This window comes from Mesorhizobium sp. WSM4847, assembly GCF_055811335.1.
In genome coordinates this window covers 32,831-58,114 of the sequence record NZ_JBVVPY010000007.1, presented here as the reverse complement: position 1 = coordinate 58,114, position 25,284 = coordinate 32,831, and the positions used below count along the sequence as shown (strand labels likewise).

The following is a 25,284-nucleotide window of genomic DNA, read 5'->3' as shown; positions in this document are numbered from 1 at the left end:
CTGCATCAGTCCGAAGTCGGAGCCGCTTTTTCCAGGACTATGGAACGACAATTCGGCAAATGCCGTTGCGGCCTATGCGAGCCGCAGCCGCGCCCTCAGCTTGGCTACGAATTGCATCGCGGCGGCGGGATAAAACAGCCAGGTCAGCCCGAAGAAAACCACTGCGCCAGCGGCACCGCCGGCAACGAGCGGGAAGATGGCCGGCATATTGCCGAGCAGAGCGCTGGCAAGGCTGGCGGCCAGCCCGGTGCTGAGCGAGATGACGACCGACATGCCGATGTCGCGCCATGGCACCGGCACCGGCGTCAGCCGTTCGCTGATGATGATGCAGGCTAAAAGGCCTGCCAGCGATCCGCCCGCCAGCGCCAAAGCAGCGCCGACCTCCGCCATCGGCGGGATCAACAGCACGGACAATGCGATTGTCGCCACCGAACCGAAGGAATTGGCGATGATCAGCAGCCACGGCCGCTTGTGTGCGTGCACCACGGTGCCATAGACGAAGCTGGCGAGATTGGCACACAGCACACTGAAGGCGATGATCGGAAAGAGCAGGCCGAAACGGCCGTGATACTCGGCGGGCAGCAGGAGCTGCGTGATATCGCTGCTGAGTGCGACCAGCATCGCTGCAACCGGCAGGCAAAGTCGCATCATCAAGGCCATCAATTGCGACAGCAGCCGGCCCGATGCCGCGGGCCCGTCGTCGTCGAACCGGCTGACCACCTCGGGAAAGGCGCCCATGTTGATGGAATTGGCGACCATATCGATCGGCTGGCGGGCCAGTGCATAGGCTGCAGCGAAGATCGCCACTGCGCCGGCATCGTAATAGATCTTGAGGAACACACGCTCGGCGCTGTGCAGGCCGAAGCCCACCAGCGCCATGATGACCAGGGGCACGCCGAGGACGAAGAACTCCTTTTGGGTGAAGCGTGGCGGACCGGCAACGACGCGTCGGGATGCCATGATGCCCGCCACGATGCCGGCGACCAAAACACCAAGGCTCGAGCCGAGCGATACCGTCAGAAAGGAATCTTGAAACATGACGATGGCGCCGATCGGCAGCGCGAGCTGCAGCACGGCGCGCAGGAACTCGAGCATCGAATAGACCGAATGACGCTGCTGCATCTGCAGCACCGTCAACGCGTAGCGGCCGATGGAACCGGCGATCAGGTAGCTGCAGACGGCGATCGCGAACTCGACCCAGCGCTCCGGCACGATCACTGCAGAGGCGATCACGGATATGATCAGCGCCAGCGCCGTGCTGGCAAGCAACACCCGCCCGGCCAGCATCAGGCTGCCGCGGCTGACGTCGCCTTTGCCGCCAAGCCTGAGCAAAGCGATGCGCAGCCAGTTGGTGACCGCAATGTCGGTCATTTCGCCGACGGTCACCACCAGGGTCAGCAGCCCATACTCGGTCTGGTCGATCAACCGCGTCACGATGACCAGCAGGAGCAGCGCGGAAATCCGCGTCAGCAGGATCGCCGGGGCATAGATGAGCGTGGAGCGCAGCAGCAAAGGGTTGTCCCCGGAAAATTCCGCCTCGACTAACCGTCGACCGGCGGAAAATCCAGCGCGACAGCGGCGAAGGGTGAACAGATTCAATTTGAACTAAAAGATTTGCCGTAAACTTACCGGGAACGTTTGCTTTGTGGTTACGCGGTCCGTGCTATCGAGAATACCATGCTGCAGAGTCTCTTACCCGATCGAAAAATACATGTCCTGGTCGCGACCCCGTCGGGTGTGTCGGGGCAGGGGGGCATCGACCGCATCATGGCGGCGCTCGACCGCGAACTCCAACGGCAGGGAGACGGAAAGATCGAGGCGCGCTTCCTTCCCAGTCGCGGTTCAGGCTCGGTCGCGCTGTCGGTCTTCTACATGATTGGCTTTTGCCTTCGGATGTTGGTCGCGCGTATTGCCGGCCGTGCCGACGTCGTTCACATCAACGTATCGAGCTTTGGCAGTACCTACCGCAAGATGGTCATCGCGAGGTGCGCGCGATTGCTCGGCATCCCCTATGTGTTGCATTTGCATGGAGCTCAATACCAGACGTTCTGGAAGGAAAAGCGCAGCTTCATGAGCCGCCGCATCCGGCATATGTTCGAGCATGCCGATCGGATCGTGGTTCTGGGCCGTATCTGGCGCGACTTCGTCACTGCACGGGCGCCAGGCGCGGCCGCGAACATAGTGATTGTGCCCAATGCTACCGAAGTGCCGTCGCTCGCCCATGTCGGTGGTGGAGACAGCGTTCACATCCTGTTCCTGGGCCGTATCGGCGACCGCAAGGGCGTGCCGCAATTGTTGGACGCACTGCATCGCATGAAGCCTGCCAGACAGTGGCGCGCCACAATCGCCGGTGATGGTGACGTCGAGGCCGTACGGGCAAGATCGGCCGGGCTGGGGCTTGCCGGATGTATTGCGTTTCCAGGCTGGGTGGGTCCGAACGAGGTTGCATCGCTGATCGCTTCGGCCGACATTCTGGCGCTTCCCTCATTCGCCGAAAACCTCCCGGTCTCGGTCATCGAGGGAATGGCCTCCGGCCTCGCGGTGGTAACCACGCCTGTCGGCGCCGTAGAGGACATCATCATCGACAAGAAGACCGGGTTGCTGGTGCCGCCCGGCGATGTGGCGGCGCTGACCGAGGCACTGACAGAACTGGTTGACGACACGGCGTTGCGCGCCCGTCTTGGCTCGGCTGCCATGGCGGTGCACCGGGAACGGCTGGAGCTTTCTTCGTTCGCGGCATCGATATGCCGTGTGTGGCATGAGGCGGCAAACGGCAGGTCCGGTGCAAGATCATGAATTTTCTTGACGTAGCGCGCGGTGCCTATGTGCGAAGCCCGACAGCGGTCAGGCGGCTGCTGGCGCCCATGCTGGCGCTGGCGCCAACTCGGGTAAAATTTGGTGCGACCTATCGGTCGTGGCGGAGCCGGATCGCCATGGCCGCCGAGGATCCTGTCTATGCCGGGCAATTTCATCTGGCCGCGCTGCGCGCGCTGTTGCGGAAAGCCCATGCCGCCAGTCCGTTCTATCGCGAGTCGATCGACCAAGCCCTCGGTCCTGACTTCGATCTGTCGACGCTGGGACTTGCCGATCTGCGCCGCCTCCCGGTTCTGTCCAAGGACATCCTGCGAAAGGCTGGAACTGCAGCGTTGGCGGTGCCGATTGCCCAACTGGATGAGGCCTCCGGCAACGGCTCCAGCACCGACAAGCCATTTCGCTTCTATCTCGATAAGGATCGGAGCGCCCGCGAGATGGCGTTCGTCTACCACGTCTGGTCGCGGATCGGTTTTGATGAAGGCACGGCGCGCGTCTGCTTCCGCGGCTTCAGCCTCGATGCCACCGGCAAGCGACGGCATGAATGGGACCCGGCACTCCGTGAACTGAGGCTCGCTGTCTTTCCAATGACCATCGACGACGCCGATGCCTATCTCGACCTGATCGACGCGCGGGGCATCACGTATTTTTATGGCTATCCCTCGGCCATAGAGCTGTTTTGCCGCCATATGCGCGTGCTTGACCGAGTACCAAAACGGCCCGTCAAGGGCATGATGATGATCTCAGAGCCAGTCCATCCCCATCAACGGGAGATCATCCGAAACGTTCTTGGCGACGTACCGCTGTCCTGCTTCTATGGGCTCAGCGAAAAGGTGCTGTTCGCCGAAGAAACGCCCGGAGCCCTCGGCAGCTACGAGTTCAATCCTCTCTACGGCCTCGCCGAATTGGTCGACGCGGCAGGCGAGCCGGTAACAGAGACAGGCAAGGAGGGAAGGCTCGTCGGCACTGGCTTCCTGTCGACCGGCATGCCTTTCATCCGCTACGATACCGGCGACTCTGCCCGGTTGGTGGAATTGCCGAATGAGGCAAACGGCCAGCGGCTTAGAGTCGAGGCTGTCATGCCGCGCCGAAACGTCGACTATCTGGTGACCGCCGACGGCGGCCGGGTGGTGACGACGCACCTCGTGCCCGACGGCCCCGCATTCTTCGACGGCATAGAGGAACTGCAATTCTACCAGGACCAGCCCGGCGAGGCATTGATTCGCTATATCCCGACCGCCGGGGCGGCACCTGCCTGCGCCGCGCGACTCGTCGAGTCGTTGGTCAACCGCACAAACGGTCGTATCCGGTTTTGCCTGAAAGCCGTGGACCGCATTGCCGCCGGGCGGGGCGGCAAGCGGGCGCTCATCAACCAGCAACTCGACATGTCGCGTTACTGAAACGCAAGACCCAGCGCTCCCACCAGTCCGCCATCAGCTACGGGCGGTCCGTCGGGGAGGATCAGCGACATCCCATGCGGATTGGCGAATTCCCAGACAGACCAGGGTATCGCGAAGCGTTCCGCCTGCTGGCGCACCGCCTCGAGATAGCGCAGACGGTCAGCGTCGAACGCGCCCATGCGGCCGTCCGCCGACATGAGGATGACGCCGAATTCGCCCATGAACAGCCGCCGGCTTGGAATGCCATGCGCCTGGCCCCAGTCGACCGCCTGACGGAAGCTCGCCTCGAGTTGGCTCGGCCCCCAATTCTGCTCGAAATACCGGGCGATTGCTTCACGCGCCGCGACCATGTTCATCACCTGCTCGACCGGGCTCAAGCCGGCGGCGTCCATTCGGGCCTTAAGGGTTTCGGTCACCTTTTCGGGCGTGCTGCTGTCGGCCGGCCAGGGCAGCCCCGAGGCGAAAGCGCCTGTACCGTCGGAGCGCTGGTGGGTGAAACTGTGCGGCTCGTACATATGGAAGCTGTAGTAGATGTTCGGATCGTCAAAGCCGGGGGCGAGATTGACCAGTCCGGCAATGCTGCCGCCACAGGCGCCTGTTGCGATGATGGTCAGTTCGCTGCTGACTGCGCGAATATCGCGGACCGTGTCTGCCATGATCCGCTGCCAGTCATCGCTGCCGCTCGGATCACAGGGATAGTATGCCGGCTCGTTGTAAGGCTCGAGGGCTGCCTTGTCGGTGCCAACTCTGGCCAGCATGGTGGCGACCGCCACAACCATTTGGCGATAGCTGGCAACGCCTTCGCTGTCGGGACCGTCATAGATCATCTCCATGCTGTAGGCCGGAACCTGGGTGACGCCGTGCAGGTCGAAAACCACCTTGAGGCCGGCCGACGTGACCCGCTCGACCGCGGCGGCAAGTATGTCCAGCGCCTGCTGGCGTTTGGCGCCCCGGCTGGCAAGCAGAGGGCCGGGGTCGACGCTCAGCCGGACGAAGTCGAAGCCCATCGACCGAATGCGCGCAAACGCGTCGCCGGGCCAATCGGTGAGCGGCCTATGTCCAGCGCGCCACTCCTGCTCGCTGCGATAGGGCGGCCAACGGTAGGATCCATCCTCCTCCACCGGCGACCAGTTGAGCCATTCATGCACACCAACGCCGCGCTGCAGCGGGATCGGCGCAGCGCTGGCGGCTATCGCCATGCCGAGCATCCACGCTGCAACAAACGCCGTCCTTCTCATCGCCACTCTTTCCGTTTCATGGTTGGAGATATTAACCGCAGGATCGGAAAAGAGGATTGCGGTCGCTCGGCTTTTCGACAGCATGGTATACAAGAATCGAAACCCTGGCGGGGCGGTATGAGAATCGGCTGGTACATCAACCGGTTGCGCAGCATGGAGCCGGCTGAGGTGTTGCACCGGCTGGGCGAGCAGCGTCGAAGGATCGCTTCGCGCCGCCGCGACGGCGGCTGGCAGCGTTATGCTTCGCCCCGGTTGCATCCGGTGCTGCGTGGATTGCGCGATGCTGTGCTGGCTGCGACACCGGCACAACGGCAAGCCATAGCGGCGGCGGCGCAAAACACGCTTGGCGGCGAGTTTTCCGCACTTGGGCGGACATGGCCGCGGCGCGATCCCGATCGGCTGTTTCCTCCCGAGCTTTGGCGCCTTGATCCGGTGACCGGCAGGCTTTGGCCGGGTGCCGAGGCCCATACTTTCGATATCGATTTTCGCCATGGCGGCGGCCGCGGCGATGTAAAATACGTGTGGGAGATCAACCGGCTGCAGCGGTTGCCGCCACTGGCCGCCCACCTGCTTCTCGCCGGCGACGACCAGTCCCGGAGGGCCATAGAGGCGGCGATCGACAGCTGGCATTCAGCCAACCCGCCGTTTCGGGGGGTTGGCTGGGCCTCCGGCATCGAAGTCGCGCTGCGCGCCATCAGCCTGATTGTCACCATGGACCTCGTCGGCGACCGACTGGGCGCGGCGACACGGCAGCAAGTGGGCGAAATACTGGCGGCAAGCGCCTATTGGCTGCCGCGGTTCCCCTCCCGGTTTTCCTCCGCCAACAATCATCTCGTCGCAGAACTGGCTGGCGAGTATCTGATCGGCCTGGCGTTGGCGGCCGCACCCGACGCTGCACGCGAAGCCCTCCTGGCTGAGGCGCGCAAGCAGATTCTCGCCGATGGCGCCGGTGCCGAGCAGACCCCGACATACGCGGCCTTCACCGCCGAACTGATCTTGCTGTGCGCCGCTGCGGCACGCCAGGCCGGAACGCCGTTTGCCTCGCCCGTCGAAGCGCGCCTGGCCGCTTTTGCCAATTTCGTCGCCTGGCTGCCACCAGCCGCCGGCTTTGGCGACGATGACGAAGGTCGTGTGCTGACGCTCGGGGACGAGCCGGACTATGTCCGATCCGTCGCCGCCGCCATCCATGGCTTTCTACAGATGCCGGGCAACGCTGCTGAGCCCGACGATTTTCGGGCGCTTGTCTTTGGCACGCCGTCGGAGCCGGCACCGGTGTCGCGTGGGCTGCAAACGTTCACGCAGGGCGGGCTCTCGGTCTGGCGCGGCGAGATGAACGGCCGCAGCATCGATCTGACATTCGACCACGGCCCGCTCGGCTATCTCTCGATAGCGGCTCACGGCCATGCCGACGCGCTGTCGCTCACCTTGTGCATCGATGGCGAGCCGGTGCTGGTCGATCCCGGCACCTGGCTCTACGGTTCGGGAGGCGTCTGGCGCAACTGGTTTCGCTCGACACCGGCGCATAACACGCTGAATATCGAGGGCAAAAGCCAAAGCATCATCGCCGGGATGTTCAACTGGTCGCACAAGGCGATTGCGGAGTTGGTGGAGAGCGAGCCGGGAACGCACTGGAAGCTGCGCGCCCGCCATGACGGCTATAAAAGCCGCTTCGGCGTCGTGCATCAGCGCACCGTGACGCACCAGGCCGACGGCATCGTCGTGAGCGACCAACTGCTCGGCGGCAGGCGCGTGGCCGAGATCGTCTTTCAACTCGCAGCCGGCCTCGGCACCGACCGCGACGAAAACACGGTCACGGTACTGCGCGGCGATGAGCCGCTGATAGCCATGCGCTTTCCGGACGCTGCGGTCGACATCCGTGCCGGCGGCGACGCACCGGGGCAGGGCGGCTGGGTTTCACCGCGTTTTGGCGTCAGGCAGCCGGCCGAACGCATCGCCTGGCGTGGCGAAGTGGGCGAAGACGGAATTGAGATACACATCGCGGCAATCCGCCGGCCATTACGATAGCGACCGGCGCTGCAGCAGAGCGGCCTCTCCGGTGTTCCGGCCATATTCGAGATTAATTGCGTTCGAACTTTTAGCGTTTTGTTACGGTTGAACTGCTAGTCTGGCGCAAATCCGGCATGCTCTTGCTTGTTGCAGCCGCAATAGCCATTTGGTTGCCGGCAACATGCAGTGGGTTTGGCAAGTTTCTTGCTTAGCAATTCGCCGGACGGCCATTTTACGGCCCAGGAGCCACCGCACCGATGTTTTCTGAATTCGCCGGATTGATTGTGGAAAAGCTTTCGAACGTCGATCTGGTGACGCTCGGCCTCCTGCTTTTCACGGCACTAGGGAGCGCGGTGGTCGCTTACTGGCGGACTGTCGAGCATAAATCCCTCAGGGACTTTTTCGATTTCGCTTTCCCGGCGGAAGTCATCCTGCACCCGTCGGCGCGAGCGGATTTCCTATTTTGGGTCACCAAACGGGCGATAATGCCATTCCTGCTCATCCCTGGCGGCGTCACCTTCGTTGCCGCCGTCGGCTATGGGACGCACCACGCAATCGGCTGGCTGCTCGGTATCCAGGCGCCGCTCATCGATGGCGCGGCCGGACCGGTGACGATCGTCGTCTTCACCTCAACCATGCTGATCGCCTACGACATTTCATACTATCTCTACCATGTCGCCCAGCACCACTTCCCGTTCCTGTGGGAATTGCACAAAGTGCATCATTCGGCCGAGGTGATGGTGGGAATCACCAAGGATAGGGTTCACCCGCTGGACGATCTGATGAACCGTATCTGGGATGGCGTCATCCCGGGGATCTGCTTCGGCATCTGGAGCCTGATCGCGCTCGATCCAGTCGAGATCGCCATCTTCGGCATCAACGTCTATGTCATCCGCAACATCCTGATGATGGACTTTGTTCGTCATACCCATTTCAAGATTTCCTTCGGCCCGTTGAACAACGTCATCTTGTGTCCGCACTGGCACCAGGTGCACCACAGCATCGACCCTCGCCACTACGACAAGAATTTTGGCCTGCTGTTTTCGTTCTGGGATCGCCTCTTCGGGACGCAGTTTGTACCGGATCCGGATGAAGACCTCAAATTTGGCCTGATTGATCGCGATGTGCGCGACTATCAATCGCTCTTTGGGCTTTACATCCTGCCGCTCAGGAAGATGGGAGGGCATGTCCGCAGACTGTTCCAGAGGCGTCCGGATGCCATCGCAGAGGATCGTTCCCCTTCATGAACACCATTGTTTCGATTGACGCCTCCAGCGCAGAGCGCCTGGAAGTTGTCCGTTCGGCGGATGGCCTGGCTGCGATCGAAGCCGATTGGGCGCATCTCTGGCATCGCACCGATGGGCTGGTCTTTCAGAGCCATGCCTGGATTTCGGCCTGGTGGAATACCGTAGCGGACCGTGACCAGCGCGCGCTGCGGATCGGCCTGGTCTGGAATGGTGACAGGCTCGTTGCTGTCGTTCCCATGGCGATCCGCAAGCGCAAGGGCCTGCGGTTTCTCGAATGGGCGGCCAGCAGCTATACCGATTACGGCGATATTCTCGTTGCTCCGGAATGCTCGTTATCGGCCCTGCAGGGAGTATGGGCCCGGATCTGTGACGCCGGTGGCTTCGATATTGCCTTTCTCAATCGTCTCTTGCCGGGTGCGGCGGCCCGCAAAATTCTCACTCCGGATACCTCCAGCGGGATCAGGCTTCGCCCCAATCACAGGGAGGAAGTCAGTTATCGCGTCGCCGGACAGTGGGCGAGCGGAGGAGCGTGGTTCGCGGAGCAGTCGAAAAAGACACGGCAGAATTATCGGCGCGGCGTCAAGACGTTGGAAGAAGCCGGCGAAATGAAATTTCGCCTGCTTGCGCCACACGAGCCACTGCAGCCGGTACTCGACCGGCTCTCTGCCCTGAAGCGCAGATGGCTGGTCGAGCGCAAGCGTGAATCGCAACTTTTCGAAGAGGGAGCGCCGGTACTGGCCGCACTTGTTGACGCGCTGGCGCGTGCCGGCGTGCTGCACATTTTCGTACTTGAATGCGATGGCGCAATGGTCGCGGTTTCCATCAACTTCGTCCAGCACCACACCATGATGGCGTTCGTGACCACTTTCGATCCGGATTTCAGCCAGGCGTCGCCGGGCATGATCCTGATGATGGACTACATACAGTGGTCGTTCGATCACGGCTTGAGCACGGTCGATTTCCTGTGCGGCGCAGAGGCGTTCAAGCATAAATTCGCAACGCAGGGCGTTGTCCTGCAATCCGTCCTTGGGACGCGCACGGCGCAAGGCTCGCTCGCTTCCCTTGCCGATCGTATGCGTCAAAGGGTCCGGCACGCACGGGGGCGCGGATTGGCAACGACAGCTTGATTTTCGGCTTTGATCGGCGCCGGAACGCCCTGTCCGACCGGCAATGGCAAGCGGTGCCATATCGCTTCCGGGCCGCCGGCAGCACGAACTGCTCAAAGTGCCGATTGCGTCTGAGCTGGAACGACCCGCCAGATCTTGTTGCCGACATCATCCGCCACCAGCAGGGCGCCGCGCCGGTCTATCGCCACGCCCACGGGACGGCCAAAAGCCTTGTCGTCCTCGCTCAGGAAGCCGGTGAGGATGTCCTGGGGCGGGCCGGAGGGCCTGCCGCCTGAAAACGGCACGAAAATCACCTTGTAGCCGCTGTGCGGCCTGCGGTTCCACGAGCCATGCTGCCCGACGAAAGCGCCATTCCTGTATTGAGGACCGAACAGGTCGCCTGTGTTGAAGGTCAGTCCCAATGAAGCCGTGTGCGCCCCGAGCGCATAGTCCGGCTTGATCGCCTGGGCGACGAGGTCGGGCCGCTGCGGCTTGACGCGATTATCGACGTGCTGGCCAAAATAGCTGTAAGGCCAGCCATAGAAGCCGCCATCCTTCACCGAAGTCATGTAGTCCGGCACCAGATCGCTGCCGATCTCGTCGCGCTCGTTGACGACGACCCAGAGCTCACCGCTTTCCGGGTTCCACGACAGGCCGTTCGGATTGCGCAGGCCGGAGGCGAAGAGACGCGTCTGTCTCGAGGTGAGATCGATCTCCAGCACGGCGGCTCGGTTCTCTTCTTCCTCCAGGCCGTTCTCGCCGACATTGGAATTGGATCCGACCGTCGCATAGAGCTTCGTCCCGTCCTGCGAGGCGGTCACGTCCTTGGTCCAGTGGTGGTTCCTCCCCGCGGGCAGATCGACGATCTTCTCCGCTGGTGCGGTGATCTCGGTCGCACCCTCCTGGTAGGGAAAGGCCACAATTGCATTGGCGTTGGCGACGTAGAGCTTGCCGTTGAGCAGGGTCATGCCGAATGGCGAGAACAGCCCGGTGAGAAAGGCGGTTCTGGTTTCTGCCACCCCGTCGCCGTCCTGATCGCGCAGCAGCGTGATGCGATTGGCGCTATGCGTCCCCGCGCCGGCCTGGCTCTGGAAGAAATTGACGAAGAAGCGCCGTATGCTGAAGCCCTCCTCCGGCCTGGGCGGCGCATTGCTCTCGGCCACCAGCACGTCGCCGTTTGGCAACACATACAGCCAGCGCGGATGGTCGAGCCCGCGGGCATATTCGTTGACTGCAAATCCCTGGGCCGCTGTCGGCTTGGTGCCCTGCGGCCATGGCATGGCCTTGGCGACATGGACGGTCGGCAGCCAGGTCGGATTGGGCTCCGGCAGGGTCGGGTTGGGGCCATAGGTCTCCGCGATCGGAACGGTCGCCTGTTCGCGCGACAGGAAGAAGATCGCTCCTGCGGCGATTACGAGAACAATGATCAGCATGAGAAGGGCGGTAGCCAAGTTTTTCACCAGAACCTCGAAAAACGTCGAAAGGACGCAAACGCGCTTATCGCGTTGCGGTTGCCGACGCAGCGGCCGATCGGGAGAAGTAGGCCGCAAGCGCGCGGACGTCGTCGTCCGTCAGACCCTTCGCGGCATTTGCCATGAGATGGCCGAAGCGCGTTCCGCCACGCTTTCCCGCCCTGAACAACCCAAGCTGCGTCTCGATGTAGGGCGCCGGCTGGCCGGCGATCGAGGGATAGAGCGGGCTGCGGTCCTGTCTTCCGTGACAGCCGAGACAGGCGGGCACATTGGCCTGCCTGACGCCGCTCTCGGCAATTTCCTTGCCGCGCCGGACAAGTGCTGGATCGCCGCCGCCGGGGTGCATCGCCGGCAGGGCAGCGAAATGCTTGGCCAGGTCCGGCCAGAGTTGAGGCCCTGCCGCAATGGCGGGCAGGCTCATCAACCCGCTTGCCCGGCCTTCCTCGGCATAGGCACGCAGGCTTTCAAGCAGATACGCCTCGCTCTGCCCGGCCAGAACGGGTATCGCAGGACCGCGTCCAAAACCGTCCTCGCCGTGGCAGCGGGCGCAATCCGCCAGCGCTTGCGGCAGGGTTCCGGCAGCGTCTGCAGGAGGCGCAGGCCTTTCGCCATAGGCGAGATCACGATAGCTGGCTTCGTCCATCGACGGCAGTTCGCGCAGCAAGGCGACCATCGCCCAGACCTCGTCGTCGCGTTCCTGCGTCGGCCAGGCCGGCATGCCGGTGAAACGCACGCCGTGCTTGACGATACGAAAAAGCTCCGCGTCCGACCATTCGCCGACGGCCCCGGCAAGGTCAGGCGGCTGCGGCAGCATTCTCATGACGACAGGAGATCGCGGCTCGCCCGGCGCGCCGTGACAGATGGCGCAGCCGCGTGCGAAATGCCCGGCGGCCGGCTGAATCGCATGGCGCGGCAGAGCCTCTGGAACGTCGACCGCCAGGGCATAGGTGCGCACAGCCGATCGCATGGCGAAATGGAGGAACCATTCCGTGATCTTCCAGTGGCCGCTCGAGGCACCGACATTGAAAAAGCCGATCCAGGCCGCCAGCACCACGACGAAGGGCAGAATGGCAAGCGCTATGGCGAGCTTCTTCCAGCTGATATGCATCAGACCGTCTTCCGCGGTGGTGTGGCGAGGATGCGCGCGAAAAGCGTCACGCCGCCGGCCAGGTAGACCGCGGCGCCGACCAGAAGCATGATGACGCTGCCAAGTTCCTGATCCTGCTGGGCGGAAAGCGCGATGCCGAAGCAGCTTGTCTCGCCGGTCCCATAAAGCGGCCGCGGGGTCAGCGCCAGCAGCGCGCCGAGCAAGGTCATGTGTATGGACGTCACAAGCAGGGCAAAGGCGCCGGCGGCATAGCCTGTGGTGTCCGAGCCGCGGCGCGGCAGGCAGGCCAGCCACAGGAACAGCCCGGCGGCGAGGAACGTGGCCTGCTCGACAGCGGTGACAAACAGCGAGCTTTGCGCCAGAGCCCGCAAGGCCGGTGCGTGCCAGGACCAGACGATCATGAGTTCGACGAGGGAGGCGGGTAGCGCGAGGGTGAACGCCCGGCTTGCACCTGGTGTCGGGCTGAGCGGGATCCCAATCGCCATTAGCGGCGCTGCGATCGCCACCACTCCCATATGCGCCAGCATGTGCGCCGAAAACGAATCCCGCCAGCCATCGAGCAGCGGCCCGAGCCAGACCAGGAAGAGGACAAGGATGCCGAGGATGAGGCAGGCGCGTCTCACCGGATACACTCCGTCAGGAACAATGCGGGCATCGCGGTGAAGATCACGGCGATGAAGCTGAGACCCGAGAGCAGCAGCGTCGCAAAGCCCTGGAACAGAGTCCGGTCGCGTCTCGTCGGATCGTCATGCGGCGGATCGTCTGTGCCGAAGCCCCATTGCCGCCAGGCGAGCCATGCTGACAGCGCGATCAGCGACAGGGCGATCACGGTGGCGGCGGCGATGCCGGCGCGCACAGCGCTGAAACTCAGCCCGACAAGCTCGGGCTTGGCGCAATAGATCGCCGCGCCGATATAGCAAACAAGGAAATGCGCAGCCCACACCACCGGCGCGGTGAACAGCGTCCACAGTGTCTCGATCTGTTTCGGGACGAGCCGCATCGCCGCCTCACATCGCTGCCGGAAAGAGGCCGATTGTGGCGAAGGTGATGACGGCGGCAATCAGCAGGAAATGCCAGTAGAGCACCACATTGCCTAGATCCAGGTCATGCTTCGGTGTCAGTCCCGGCCAGCGAGCGGGCCAGGCAATAGGCCTGCATGACCGTGCCGAGCGCCGCATGGGCGAGCACCCAGATCACCAGGATCCACACGATTGCAGGATAGACGTGGCGCGTCGGGTCCATGCCTGGAGACAGCGGTGCGGCCAGGCCTGCGGCGGACGCGGCAACGGTCGTCAGCAGGGACATCACCAGCAAGCCGCGCATCGTGGCCGTAGCGCCGCGCCTGTTGACCATGCGTGCCGCCGCCATCAGGCCCCACGCCGTAGCGAACAGGCTGGCAGCGACCAGCGACCAGACCGCATCGGGTCCGGCAATCCCCGCAGTGAAGTCGGAATGGATCGTCCAGTAGAAGAAATAGCCGAAGACGAGGCTGGCGAAGGCGGTGCCGTCGCCCACCATGGTGATGAACATCGCCCACCAGCCGACCGAATCGGAGCCGGAGGCATAAAGCGGCAGGCTGAGGCCCAGGCCGACATCCTTTTCCGGCTTCTCGGGGATTTCGCCAGTGCCCGTCCAGAGCCAATAGATGATGGCGCAAAAGCAGATGATTGCGGCCAGCGCCGTCGCGATCCACCAGTGGAAGGTAAGCGCGATGAAGGCGCCTCCGAGCGAAAGAGCCGAGACGATGGTGACATGCGAGGTGCCGCCGACGCGCAGCACCTGGACGGGTTCGGCGTCGAGCACGGTGGTGACCAGTCCCTCGCGCCATCCCTCTTCCGCGTCGGGCAGATAATAGCGGCCTTCGTTGACCTTGCGGGCAAGGTCCTTCTGGTCCCACAAGGGGTAGCGGCTGCGCACGATGGGTATCGAGCGGACGCCCCAGTTCTCCTCCGGCTCGGAAACCCATTCCAGCGTGCCGGCATTCCACGGGTTGAATTCGCCGCGCGGCTGCCGGTGCTTCGGCCTGAGCACGTCGAAGACGACCACCAGCACGCCCGCGGCGAAAATGAAGGCTCCGGCCGTCGAGATCAGGTTCAGCCAGTCCCAGCCGATTTCGGCTGGATAGGTGAAGACGCGGCGGGGCATGCCGCGCAAGCCGCTCAGATGCATGGGGAAAAAGGCGATGTTGAAGCCGCAGAACATCAGCCAGAAGGCGAGCCGCCCCAACCGGTCTGAGAGCTTCTTCGCGTCGATCAGCGGGTAATAGTAATAGAGCCCGGCCACGACCGGGAAAAGCATGCCGCCGATCAGCACATAATGGAGATGCGCAACGACAAAATACGTGTCGTGGGCCTGCCAGTCGAAGGGTGCGAGCGCCACCATGACGCCCGTCAGGCCACCAATGACGAAGATGGCCAGCCCTCCGGTGCCGAACAGCATCGGGGTCGAGAAGATCACCCGGCCGGCCAGCATGGTGGCGATGAAGACGAAGATCTGCACGCCCGTCGGGATCGCCACCGCCTCGGAGGCCGCCGAGAAGAAGGCCAGCGAGATCTGCGGCAGGCCTGTGGCAAACATATGGTGCACCCACAGGCCGAAGGAAAGGAACCCTGTCCCCACTGCCGCGAGCACGATCCAGGAGTAACCGACGATCGGACGCTGGGAAAAAGTCGGCACGATCATGGCCATCAGCGCGATCGCCGGCAGGAAGATGATGTAGACTTCCGGATGGCCGAATATCCAGAACAGATGCTGCCACAGCAGCGGGTCGCCGCCGCGCGCTGCGTCGAAGAACGGCCAATCGAACATCCGTTCCATCTCGAACAGGAGGTCGCCGGCGATCAGCGGCGGGAAGGCGAACAGGATCATTCCGGCAACGATCAGCAGGTACCAGGCGAAGAGCGGCATCAGGTTGATGCGCATGCCCGGCGCGCGGCATTTCATGATGCCGACGATGAGCTCGACGGCGGCCGCGATCGAGGCGACTTCGATGAAGGAAAGGCCGAGCAGCCAGATGTCGGCGCCAATGCCGGAGAACTCCTTGTCGGTGGCGAGCGGCGGATACATGAACCAGCCTGCCGACGGCGCCGCATTGAAGAAGATCGAGCCGCAGACGAAGATACCGCCGAGCAAAAAGCTCCAAAAACTGAAGGCTCCGAGGCGCGGAAACGGCATTTCGCGGGCGCCCAGCATCGGCGGCAGCAGGAAGATCGCGACCGCCTCGAAGATCGGCACCGCGAACAGGAACATCATCACCGTGCCGTGCAGGGTGAAAGCCTGGTTGAATAAGTCGGCCGAGAGGAAGTCGTTGTCGGGCACGGCGAGCTGCAGCCGCACCAGGAGCGCGAGCACGCCGGCAAACAGCATGAAGGCGAAGGCCGCCGAGCCGTACCAGAGGCCGATCTGGTAATTGTTCACCGAGGTCCAGTAGCGCCAGCCGGTTGGATTGGCCCAGACGGCGCGCAGCCGCTGTTCCTGCGCCTTGTATTCTTCCGGCGAACGCTCCTTGACAGCAGCGCTCATCGCAGGCCCCTCAGCCAGGCGGCTATGGCGCGAATGTCGCCCGGCGGCAACATGTCGAAGGCCGGCATCCCGGAACCAGGCTTGATCAGGTCGGGCCGGGCGATGAAGCGGGTGACGGCGTCTTCGGTGTTGGGCAGGATTCCGGCTGCGACGGTGGCGCGAGAACCGATATGCGAAAGATCCGGGCCGATCAGGCCGCGCGCATCGGTGCCCGCGACGACATGGCAGGACCCGCAGCCATGGCGCAGGAACAGCGCGCCGCCGCTTGCGCCGGCCCCTTCCGCGGGAATTGCCTGGGCGGCAAGCCAGGACCGGAAGGCTTCGGGCGCCATGGCGACGGCCGAGAGCGCCATCAGCGCGTGAGACGTGCCGCAATATTCCGCGCACGGGCCGCGGAATAGACCAGCTTTGGTGGCCATGATCGAAAGCCTGTTGGTGCGGCCGGGGATCATGTCCATCTTGCCGCCGAGCGGTGGGATCCAGAAGGAATGGATCACATCGGCGCTTTTCAGGGTCAATTCGACCCGCTCGCCGACCGGCAGCCTGATCTCGTTGGCAGACGCGACCGGCGGTCCCAGAGGAGGGTGATAGACAACTTCCCACCAGAACTGCCTGCCGGTGACTTCGATCCGCAGGGCGGCGGGGCTCGCCTGGGCGAAGGGCCGAAGGCCAGGCATCAGCCACAGCGCATAGGCGAGCAACGCACAAAGCGTGACCGAGGGGAAGACTACGCCGCCCCAAAGGATGATGCTGCTGGCAGACTTTTCGGCCAGCCTGCGGCGATTGACGAGGGCTGCATGAAGAAGCAGGCCGACCACGCCCAGCCAGATGACGGCGCCGCCACTTAGCATGACCCAAAACAGCATTTCTATCTGCTGCGCTTCCGCTCCCGCGGGCTCAAGTGCTGACTGAGTGCTCGACTGGGCGCCGGCAGAGCCGCTCGCGAGCAACAATGACGCAGCTGACAGGCTGAAATATCGACCCATTTGCAACCCCTCCGCGGTAAACCGGCGAGAGGGGCGGAAGGTTCCGGGCAACTGAGCTTTCCAACTGGTTGAATGAACGTGTCGGTCGAGTCAGTGGGCGGTTTTGCGTGTCGGCGGTTTTGCGCGCGAGTATTGAGATGCGCACCGGATTTGCGAGGAACGCGTCGATGGCTTTCTGCGACAACACGCGGGCCTCGCGTGTCAAACCTTTGGGCCGGAAGTGGCCGGAGCTCGTGGCGCCGCAGAGGCTACGGATTCTTCACAGCAGTCCTTTTTGGTTCGGTCACCAGAAATCCTTGTGGTCGGTTACGATCTCTTCTTCGAGTTCAGGGAATGGGCCACGGATTGCTACATGGCGCCGTCCGGCGGCGAACACTTGGTGACAACTCAGATCGAGGGTCAGATTCTCCGAATTGTCTCCGGTCAGCTCGGCCAGCCGCCTTTCGCTGAGTCCGTAGACCACGGTGCCGATGCCAGCCCAGTAACAGGCCCCGGCGCACATGCAGCACGGCTCGACCGAGGTCACCAGAGTGCATCGCTCGAGAAAAGTCGGGTCGTATTGCTGCGCGGCCGCGCGGGCCACGTTTGCCTCTGCGTGGCCAACGCCGCGATCCCGGGCGTAGGTGTTGCCCGACGAAAGCAGCACGTCGCCTTCCGGCCCGACCAGGAGCGCCCCAAAAGGATGATTGCCACTCGCCCGGCTCTCGGTGGCGATCTCCACGGCGAGACGTAGATATTCGGTATCGCTCTTCATGGCCGCCTCCTTGGGGTGCCCGTTCGTAACTGTACGCGTAAAGAGCTCTTGGACAATTTTCAACGAGTGACGAAACAATTGCGCTCGATCGCCGTTTGCGCGTCATGGCGGGTATTTTGGGCGGGTGATTTGGGCGGGTGTTGGATTGCCCAGAGGAGGCGACGATGAGCGCAACCGGCTTGGAAGTTTTTGACAAAACCCTGCAGACGACAAACATCTGGCTGGACGAGATCATGGCCGATCACGGGCCCGACAGGCGCGTGGCCTGGCATATGCTGGGAGCCGTTCTACGCACCTTGCGGGATTGGCTGCAGATCGAACTGGCTGCCAATTTGGGGGCTGAACTGCCGCTTCTTGTGCGCGGAGCCTACTATGATCGGTATCGGCCGCGTGATCTGCCGACGAGCAGCCGTTCGTTGGAGGATTTTTTGCAGCGGGTGGCCGAGGAGATGAAATCCACTCGACCGGTGAATCCCGAGGATGCGACGAGATCCGTGTTCAAGGTACTCGCCAAGCATGTCGACCTCGGCCAGTCGGCCAAGGTGCGGGACGCGTTGCCGAAGCAGATCCGGGCGCTTTGGCCCGAAAGTGTTGGAGTCTAGCAGCAAGACCAAAGTCGGGCCTGCCGATGCGGTTCTCAACTGCCTCCGCCCGGGCGATCGTTTTCCTCGCGATACAGTCGCTCGGTGGCCCGATCGCTTTCTCTGCGCTCTGCAGGCCCACGGCGTCGCCACGTAAGGAGTGCGTAGGCGAGCACGATTGCCAGCAGTAGCGGGCCGCCAGCAACGACGATCAACCACATGCTGTTCTCGAACATGGAACATCTCCTTTCCCTCGTTTCGTTACCGAGCAGGAGCGAAACCGTTGCTCCCGGTGCAGGGTTGGACACCGCAGTGCAACTCTCTTCGCCGAATGGCCAGTGATTCGCCATTCAACTGCTGAACGCGGGCAACTGCTGAACGCGGGCAACTGCTGAACGCGGGCAACTGCTGAACGCGGGCAACTGCTGGGCGGTTTATTCCCTCAGAAAGGCAACTTGTACCCAGCGGGCTGTTGCGCTCGGCAAGCGCTGGTGGAAGAATGGACTTCCCTCGGAAACGTTCCATTGTGCGAGCCATTCGCTGGCTGACTTCCAGGCGTTCACGATATCTGTCTGGACCCCTAACATCCGGTCGCGGACGCACTACGTGTAATAGGGAACCACAAAGGCTTTCCGACAGTTGAGTGAAGAGGCGACAGCAACCAGACCGGCCGGGGCGAGGAATACCATGCGCGAGAACCACTCCGACGTCTTCGATCTGTTTTCGGAGATTTACACCAATGCGGCGCAGGAGGAGATAAGCATCCAGCAATATCTCCTTGCCTGCCGCGAGGATAAATCGATGTATGCTTCGGCGCCCGAGCGGATGGTCGAGGCGATCGGCGAGCCCACCCTGATCGACACCAGCATGGATGAGCGGCTCGGCCGCATTTTCTCGAACAGGACAATCAAGGTCTATCCCACCTTCGCCGAGTTCTATGGCATGGAGGACACGATCGAGCGCATAGCCGGCTATTTCCGCTATGCCTCTCAGGGGCTCGAGGAGCGCAAGCAGATTCTCTATCTGCTTGGCCCTGTCGGCGGCGGCAAGTCCTCGCTCGCCGAACGGCTGAAGAAGCTGATGGAGGAGCGTCCGATCTATACGCTGAAGATCGGCGGCCAGATCAGTCCGGTTTTCGAATCGCCGCTCGGGCTTTTCAATCCTGACCGCATGGGCGACCTTTTGGAGGACAAATACGGCATCGCGCGGCGCCGGCTGAACGGTCTTATTTCGCCATGGGCGGCCAAGCGCCTCGACGAACTGTCCGGCGACATCTCCAAGTTCAGCGTCGTCAAGCTGATGCCTTCGCGGCTACGCCAGATCGGCATCTCCAAGACCGAGCCAGGCGATGAGAACAACCAGGACGTTTCGGCCCTGGTCGGCAAGGTCGACATAAGACAGCTCGAGCATTTCAGCCAATCAGATCCGGACGCCTATTCCTACAGCGGCGGCCTGAACCGGACCACGCAGGGGCTGCTCGAGTTCGTCGAGATGTTCAAAGCGCCGATCAAGGTCCTGCATCCGTTGCTGACCGCTACCCAGGAAGGCAGCTACAACGGTACGGAAAACTTCGGATCTTTCCCGTATCAGGGCATCGTCGTAGCCCACTCCAACGAATCGGAATGGCTGCAGTTCAAGAACAACAAGAACAACGAGGCATTCCTCGATCGTATCCTGGTGGTCAAGGTGCCGTATTGCCTGCGGGTCACCGAAGAAAGGCAGATCTACGAAAAGCTGCTGCGCGAAAGCGAATTGGCCTCCAGTTCCTGTGCACCGGAGGTTCTCGACATTCTCAGCCGGTTCACCGTCTCGACCCGTCTGGCCGAGCATGACAATTCGCCGCTCTACACCAAGATGCGCGTGTATGACGGCGAGAACCTCAAGGACATAGATCCCAAGGCGAAGTCGGTTCAGGAATACCGCGATGCCGCCGGGGTCGATGAAGGCATGACCGGCGTCAGCACGCGCTTTGCCTTCAAGATCCTGTCGCAGACCTTCAACTACGACACCAAGGAAGTGGCCGCCGATCCCGTGCACCTGATGTACATTCTGGAGGAGGCGATCAAGCGCGAGCAGTTCCCCAAGGAAACGGAAGCCGCCTATCTCGACTTCATAAAGTCGGAACTGGCCACGCGCTATGCCGAGTTCATCGGCCATGAAATTCAGAAGGCCTATCTGGAGTCCTACAGCGAATACGGCCAAAACCTGTTCGACCGCTACATCGCCTATGCCGATGCCTGGATCGAGGACCAGGACTACAAAGACCCCGATACCGGCCAGATCCTCAATCGCGAGGTGCTGGACAACGAACTGTCGCAAGTCGAAAAGCCGGCCGGCATTGCCAACCCCAAGGACTTCCGCAACGAGGTCGTGAAGTTCACGTTGCGCGCAAGGGCGAGGAACCATGGCCGCAACCCGTCGTGGACGAGCTATGAAAAGCTGCGCGAAGTCATCGAGAAGCGGATGTTCGGGCAGGTCGAGGATCTGCTCCCGGTGATCAGCTTCGGCTCCAAGCAGGACAGCGTAACGGAGAAGCGGCATACCGAGTTCGTGCATCGGATGGTCGGACGCGGTTACACCGAACGCCAGGTCCGCCGGCTGGTGGACTGGTACATGCGGGTGAACAAGGCGGGCTGAGTCCGGCCGGGATGGTTCCATGCCGATCTTTGTCGATCGCCGACTGAACCCAAAGGACAAGAGCCTCGGCAACCGCCAGCGCTTCCTGAAGCGTGCGCGCGAAGAGCTGAAGCGAAGCATCCGGGATCGGATCCGTACCGGCAAGATCGCCGATGTCGACAGCGAGCACACCGTCTCGATGCCGGCGAGGGGCACAGCAGAGCCGAGCTTCAGCGATGCCAAGGACAGCGGCAGGCGACAGCACATCCTGCCGGGCAACAAGCATTTCGCCCCTGGCGACCGGGTTCCCAAGCCCGGCCAGGGCGGCGGCGGCTCGTCTCCCGGCAAAACGGTCTCGGAGGACGATTTTCGTTTCGTGCTCTCGCGCGAGGAGGTGCTCGACCTCTTTTTCGAGGATCTCGAACTTCCCGACATGGTCAAGCTCAACCTCAAGGAGATACTATCCTTCAAACCGCGCCGCGCCGGGTTCGCTGCGACCGGTTCGCCGACCAACATCAATGTCGGGCGCACGATGCGAAACAGCCATGGTCGCCGGATTGCGCTAAGGCGCCCCAAGCAGGAGGAACTCGATGCGATTGCGGAGCAACTCGCAATCCTGGAGGCCGAGCCGCAGAGCGCGGCGCCGGCACGCCAGCGCATTGCAGCGTTGCGGGAGGAGCTTGAGCGACTTGAGCGCCGCCGCAAGCGGATCGCCTATGTCGATCCCGTCGACATCCGCTTCAACCGTTTCGACGCCCAGCCCGTGCCGAATGCCAATGCGGTCATGTTCTGTCTCATGGACGTATCCGGCTCGATGGGCGAACGCGAGAAGGATCTGGCCAAGCGTTTCTTCGTGCTGCTGCACCTGTTCCTGAAACGGCGCTACGACCGCACCGAAATCGTCTTCATCCGCCATACGCACGAGGCGCAGGAGGTGGACGAGGAAACCTTCTTCTACAATACGCAAAGCGGCGGCACGGTTGTTTCCACGGCACTCGAGGAAATGCACCGCATCATCGCGCAACGCTATCCCAGCAACGAGTGGAACATCTATGCCGCCCAGGCGTCGGACGGCGACAATTTCGTCACCGATTCCGAGCGCTGCATCGGCCTGATGGACGGCCAGGTCATGCGCCTGTGCCAGTATTTCGCCTATGTCGAGATCATCGACGAACGTGAGAGCCATATTTTCGGCACCACCGACAATGGGACCTCGCTCTGGCGCGCCTACAGCGTTGTCAACCAGCGATGGCCGAATTTCCAGATGAGCCGTATCGCCAACGCAGCCGACATCTATCCGGTCTTTCGCCAGCTCTTTGCCAGGCAGCCGGTCCTGCAGAAAAGCGCTTGAGGGGAGCCGATGGCGAACCAGACCAGCACGTCGGGCCAGACCAGCAAGTCGGGCCAAACCAGCAAATCAGGCCCAACCAGCAAACCAGGCCAAACCAGCAGATCAGGTTTGCTCTTTTCGGGGTCCGACTGGGATTTCAAGACACTGTCGCGCGCCTACGACGCGATCGAGGCGATCGCGATCGAAGAGCTTCACCTCGACATCTATCCGGTGCAGATGGAGATCATCTCGTCCCAGCAGATGCTCGACGCCTATTCCTCGGTCGGCATGCCGCTGATGTATCGCCACTGGTCCTTCGGCAAGCATTTCCTCTACCAGGAATTGCTCTATCGCAAAGGCGGGCGGGGGCTCGCCTATGAGCTGGTGATCAATTCCAATCCTTGCATCGTCTACCTGATGGAGGAAAACACCATGGCCCTGCAGGCCCTGGTGACAGCTCATGCAGCGCTTGGCCATAATCATTTTTTCAAGAACAATCATCTGTTCCGGCAATGGACGGACGCCAGCGCGATCCTGAGCTATCTGGACTTTGCCAAGGGTTACATTGCCCGTTGCGAGGAGCGGCACGGCGTTGCCGCGGTGGAGGCGATCCTCGATGCGGCCCACGCGCTGATGGAACAGGGGGTCTTCAGATATCGCCGGCCGCCGAAGCTGTCGTCGGAGCGGCAGCGTGTAGGCGTTCGTGAGCGCCTGGAGTACGAAGAGCGCTCTTACAACGATCTGTGGCGCACGCTGCCGCCTTCGAAGGGCGGAGACAATGTTGGGGCAAAGGATTCCAACATCGCGGAGCGAAAGAAAACGCTCAAGCTGCCCGAGGAGAACCTGCTTTACTTCCTGGAAAAAAACAGCTTGGTCCTGGAGCCCTGGCAGCGTGAAATCGTCAGGATCGTCCGCGTCGTCGCGCAATACTTTTATCCGCAGCGGCAAACACAGGTGATGAACGAAGGCTGCGCCACCTTCGTGCACTACACGCTGATGAACATGCTGTTCGATCGTGGCCTGATCAGCGAAGGCGCGATGCTGGAAATCCTGCGCAACCATTCGAACGTGATCTTTCAGCCAGGCTTCGACGACCCGCGGTTTTCCGGTATCAATCCTTATGCGTTGGGCCTCGACATGATGCAGGACATCCAGCGCATAGCGACCGAGCCGACCGCCGAGGATCGTGACTGGTTCCCCGATATCGCCGGCAACGGCAATTGGCGCGAAACCCTGCTCGACGCGTGGGCGAACCATCGCGACGAATCTTTCATCCGCCAGTATCTGAGCCCCGCCCTGATGCGGAAATGGCGGTTCTTTGTCCTCGCCGACGCCGCCAGCGAGCCGCATTACGAAGTCGCGTCGATACACAATGAGCGTGGCTACGAAAAGATACGCGCCGGGCTCGCCCAGAGCTACGACATCGGCGCGAGCCGGCCGGATATCCAGGTTGTGGATGTCGATCTGCTCGGCGACCGGCAGTTGCGACTGGAGCACAAGGTGAAGAACGGCATCATGCTGGATGAGGCCGGTCGCGACGCGACGCTGCGCCATATCCGGACCCTGTGGGGCTATGAGGTCAGCCTGGCGGCGATCGATGCGCAAACCGGCGCGACGCTCAACGAACGTTCGACCAGCCAAATCGGGGAATGACCAAAACCGGAATGGCCGGCGACGGCGTCGTTCTACCGCCGGGTTTTTACTCCTGGGTCCAATGCTCCGGGTCCAATGCCCTGGCCGTCGGACCCGGGAAGGTCGGTTCCGTGGGGATCTCCGGTGGTATATCGGGAGGAATTTCGACGGGCTGCCTTTCGGGGCTGGGAACGGGATCAGGCGAAGGCGGAGGAACGCCCGGAGGCTCACCAGGCGGAGTCTCCGGCGGAGCAGGCGGCCGGGCCGGCTCAGGATTGGGATTATCCGGTATCGGCACGGGATTGTTCGGGTCTGGATCAGGATCGGTCATCGGAGACTCCCCGAAGCTTGCTTCACATCTCCTCGGCGCCAATGTGTTTCCACTCAACAGCTCCGGCGCCAATGAATAGCTCGTTCTCGCTGTCGACCCCGGCCTAGACGTGGGTCGTTCACAGCGGCATGTGTCTCCTTCCGTTTCCTCGGAGGAGGATCATCCAGGGTGACAACCATCGCGCCGAACGATGGTTCCATGGCTTGGCGGTGGGGCTCAATGCCGGCGGCGTTGAATAATGGAGCGGCGGCTCCACCTTCGTCGCCTTTACCGTGTCGGCGAGCACGCTATGTACGCCGCGTATTGCCAAGACGGTTCAGGGAGGAACAGCATGCGCGCGTTCATGATTGTCACCCTTCTTCTGGTCGCAATCGCAATGGCGCTGTCGCTCGCACACGCGTTGGAGTTGCCCGGCAAGTTGCGCCTCAAGGAGGCCACCTACAAATCTGTGCAGGAGATCTACTATCCCGGCTTCACGATCGGCGGGTTTGCCGAGATCGGCGGCATCATTGCACTCGCCATCCTGCTTTACCTCACGCCCTATCCAGGCGGTCGATTCTGGTGGACTTTGGCGGCCCTTGTCTTCCTGGTGGCGGAACATGCGACCTATTGGCTGGTAACACATCCCGTCAACAATTTCTGGGTGCAGGACGTCGCAGTGTCGAAACCAGCCGCGACGTTTTTTTCAATGCTCCGCCGGAAGCAAAGCGGCGACTGGAAAGACTTGCGCGATGTTTGGGAAGCCTCGCACGTCGCCAGGGCAGGCCTGGCGATGCTGAGCCTGATCTCGATTGCTGTCGCCGCGACATTTTATGCTGGGAGTGAATAGCGCGTGGGATGCGCGCGACGCTACTTGTTCGTCCGCATCCTTTGCCTTGGATTGATCCCGCCAAGGGCGTTCGTGTCGTTCTCGACATCGCCCTCGATGGTGTTTTCGCCTTCGAGCAAGAGTTCGTCGCCTTCCTTGATCGTGCCCTTGGAGGTGCCGATGCCGGGATTGTTCCTCAGATCGGCATCGCTCGGCTTTTTCCACTTTGGATGTTTGGTTCCGCTCATGGCACAACTCCTTCGAAAAGGGTCCTGTTCTAGAAACAGCAGGGCGCGATGAATGTTCCGCCGAAACTCACCTTGATGGGGCCTTGT

20 protein-coding genes and 1 pseudogene are annotated in these 25,284 nt (G+C 62.2%); 10 read left to right on the top strand and 11 right to left on the bottom strand.

Annotation, left to right across the window (positions count from 1 at the left end; genetic code table 11):
• Positions 1–72: 72 nt before the first annotated feature.
• Positions 73–1,512 carry a lipopolysaccharide biosynthesis protein gene (locus tag AC0L28_RS12080; RefSeq protein ID WP_128166540.1) on the bottom strand — a complete coding sequence of 480 codons (1,440 nt, stop codon included), beginning with the start codon at positions 1,510–1,512 and terminating at the stop codon, positions 73–75.
• A 165-nt stretch (positions 1,513–1,677) separates the two neighbouring features.
• Between AC0L28_RS12080 and AC0L28_RS12075 the strand changes: the two genes are divergently transcribed.
• Both AC0L28_RS12075 and AC0L28_RS12070 read left to right on the top strand, forming a co-directional pair.
• Positions 1,678–2,796, top strand: coding sequence for a glycosyltransferase family 4 protein (locus AC0L28_RS12075; protein WP_473477574.1), 1,119 nt, complete (start codon positions 1,678–1,680; stop codon positions 2,794–2,796).
• On the top strand, positions 2,793–4,211 hold the full coding sequence (locus AC0L28_RS12070; protein ID WP_473477572.1) for a phenylacetate--CoA ligase family protein: 1,419 nt from the start codon (positions 2,793–2,795) through the stop codon (positions 4,209–4,211). The genes AC0L28_RS12075 and AC0L28_RS12070 overlap by 4 nt, the downstream gene beginning before the upstream one ends.
• On the opposite strand, the gene AC0L28_RS12065 is transcribed toward AC0L28_RS12070, so the two are convergent.
• Positions 4,205–5,449: a glycoside hydrolase family 5 protein gene (locus tag AC0L28_RS12065; protein ID WP_473477570.1), complete on the bottom strand. Its 1,245-nt coding sequence runs from the start codon at positions 5,447–5,449 to the stop codon at positions 4,205–4,207. The genes AC0L28_RS12070 and AC0L28_RS12065 overlap by 7 nt on opposite strands.
• A 117-nt stretch (positions 5,450–5,566) precedes the next feature.
• On the opposite strand from AC0L28_RS12065, the gene AC0L28_RS12060 reads away from it, so the two are divergent.
• The 3 genes from AC0L28_RS12060 to AC0L28_RS12050 all read left to right on the top strand — a co-directional run bounded on the left by AC0L28_RS12060 (position 5,567) and on the right by AC0L28_RS12050 (position 9,830).
• On the top strand, positions 5,567–7,474 hold the full coding sequence (locus tag AC0L28_RS12060; protein ID WP_473477567.1) for a heparinase II/III family protein: 1,908 nt from the start codon (positions 5,567–5,569) through the stop codon (positions 7,472–7,474).
• 239 nt (positions 7,475–7,713) lie between these two features.
• The gene (locus AC0L28_RS12055; RefSeq protein ID WP_473477565.1) at positions 7,714–8,703 is read left to right on the top strand and encodes a sterol desaturase family protein; all 990 of its coding nucleotides are present in this window, start codon (positions 7,714–7,716) and stop codon (positions 8,701–8,703) included.
• A gap of 236 nt (positions 8,704–8,939) precedes the next feature.
• A complete protein-coding gene (locus AC0L28_RS12050; protein WP_473477562.1) occupies positions 8,940–9,830 on the top strand; it encodes a GNAT family N-acetyltransferase in 891 nt (296 codons plus the stop codon).
• 92 nt (positions 9,831–9,922) lie between these two features.
• Here the strand turns inward: AC0L28_RS12050 and AC0L28_RS12045 are convergent, their stop codons facing one another.
• From AC0L28_RS12045 to AC0L28_RS12015, 7 genes and pseudogenes are all read right to left on the bottom strand, one after another.
• Entirely contained in the window at positions 9,923–11,242 is a 1,320-nt protein-coding gene (locus AC0L28_RS12045; protein ID WP_287171337.1) for a PQQ-dependent sugar dehydrogenase, read from the bottom strand.
• A gap of 64 nt (positions 11,243–11,306) precedes the next feature.
• A complete protein-coding gene (locus AC0L28_RS12040) occupies positions 11,307–12,389 on the bottom strand; it encodes a c-type cytochrome (protein ID WP_473477559.1) in 1,083 nt (360 codons plus the stop codon).
• Complete coding sequence (locus AC0L28_RS12035; protein WP_473477558.1) at positions 12,389–13,012, bottom strand: cytochrome c oxidase assembly protein; 624 nt, start codon at positions 13,010–13,012, stop codon at positions 12,389–12,391. Before AC0L28_RS12035 ends, AC0L28_RS12040 begins: the two co-directional genes overlap by 1 nt.
• Entirely contained in the window at positions 13,009–13,389 is a 381-nt protein-coding gene (locus tag AC0L28_RS12030; protein WP_027151385.1) for a hypothetical protein, read from the bottom strand. Before AC0L28_RS12030 ends, AC0L28_RS12035 begins: the two co-directional genes overlap by 4 nt.
• A 7-nt stretch (positions 13,390–13,396) precedes the next feature.
• Positions 13,397–15,911 (bottom strand): annotated as a pseudogene (gene ctaD / locus AC0L28_RS12025) (cytochrome c oxidase subunit I).
• The gene (gene coxB / locus AC0L28_RS12020) at positions 15,908–16,897 is read right to left on the bottom strand and encodes a cytochrome c oxidase subunit II (RefSeq protein WP_473477556.1); all 990 of its coding nucleotides are present in this window, start codon (positions 16,895–16,897) and stop codon (positions 15,908–15,910) included. Before coxB ends, ctaD begins: the two are co-directional and overlap by 4 nt.
• A 283-nt stretch (positions 16,898–17,180) precedes the next feature.
• On the bottom strand, positions 17,181–17,651 hold the full coding sequence (locus AC0L28_RS12015) for a nucleoside deaminase (protein WP_023797791.1): 471 nt from the start codon (positions 17,649–17,651) through the stop codon (positions 17,181–17,183).
• Between the two features lie 164 nt (positions 17,652–17,815).
• On the opposite strand from AC0L28_RS12015, the gene AC0L28_RS12010 reads away from it, so the two are divergent.
• On the top strand, positions 17,816–18,253 hold the full coding sequence (locus tag AC0L28_RS12010) for a DUF2267 domain-containing protein (protein WP_473477553.1): 438 nt from the start codon (positions 17,816–17,818) through the stop codon (positions 18,251–18,253).
• Positions 18,254–18,288: 35 nt separating this feature from the next.
• On the opposite strand, the gene AC0L28_RS12005 is transcribed toward AC0L28_RS12010, so the two are convergent.
• Positions 18,289–18,468, bottom strand: coding sequence for a hypothetical protein (locus AC0L28_RS12005; protein WP_023797793.1), 180 nt, complete (start codon positions 18,466–18,468; stop codon positions 18,289–18,291).
• Positions 18,469–18,919: 451 nt separating this feature from the next.
• Here AC0L28_RS12005 and AC0L28_RS12000 point away from each other — a divergent pair, with 451 nt between their 5' ends.
• The 4 genes from AC0L28_RS12000 to AC0L28_RS11985 all read left to right on the top strand — a co-directional run bounded on the left by AC0L28_RS12000 (position 18,920) and on the right by AC0L28_RS11985 (position 24,970).
• Positions 18,920–20,869 carry a PrkA family serine protein kinase gene (locus AC0L28_RS12000; RefSeq protein ID WP_473477550.1) on the top strand — a complete coding sequence of 650 codons (1,950 nt, stop codon included), beginning with the start codon at positions 18,920–18,922 and terminating at the stop codon, positions 20,867–20,869.
• 19 nt (positions 20,870–20,888) lie between these two features.
• Positions 20,889–22,199: a YeaH/YhbH family protein gene (locus AC0L28_RS11995; protein WP_023797795.1), complete on the top strand. Its 1,311-nt coding sequence runs from the start codon at positions 20,889–20,891 to the stop codon at positions 22,197–22,199.
• A 9-nt stretch (positions 22,200–22,208) separates the two neighbouring features.
• Positions 22,209–23,831, top strand: coding sequence for a SpoVR family protein (locus tag AC0L28_RS11990; protein ID WP_473477548.1), 1,623 nt, complete (start codon positions 22,209–22,211; stop codon positions 23,829–23,831).
• A gap of 548 nt (positions 23,832–24,379) precedes the next feature.
• Complete coding sequence (locus tag AC0L28_RS11985) at positions 24,380–24,970, top strand: DUF1772 domain-containing protein (RefSeq protein ID WP_287062108.1); 591 nt, start codon at positions 24,380–24,382, stop codon at positions 24,968–24,970.
• A gap of 20 nt (positions 24,971–24,990) precedes the next feature.
• Here the strand turns inward: AC0L28_RS11985 and AC0L28_RS11980 are convergent, their stop codons facing one another.
• On the bottom strand, positions 24,991–25,197 hold the full coding sequence (locus AC0L28_RS11980; RefSeq protein ID WP_473477546.1) for a hypothetical protein: 207 nt from the start codon (positions 25,195–25,197) through the stop codon (positions 24,991–24,993).
• Positions 25,198–25,284 lie beyond the last annotated feature (87 nt).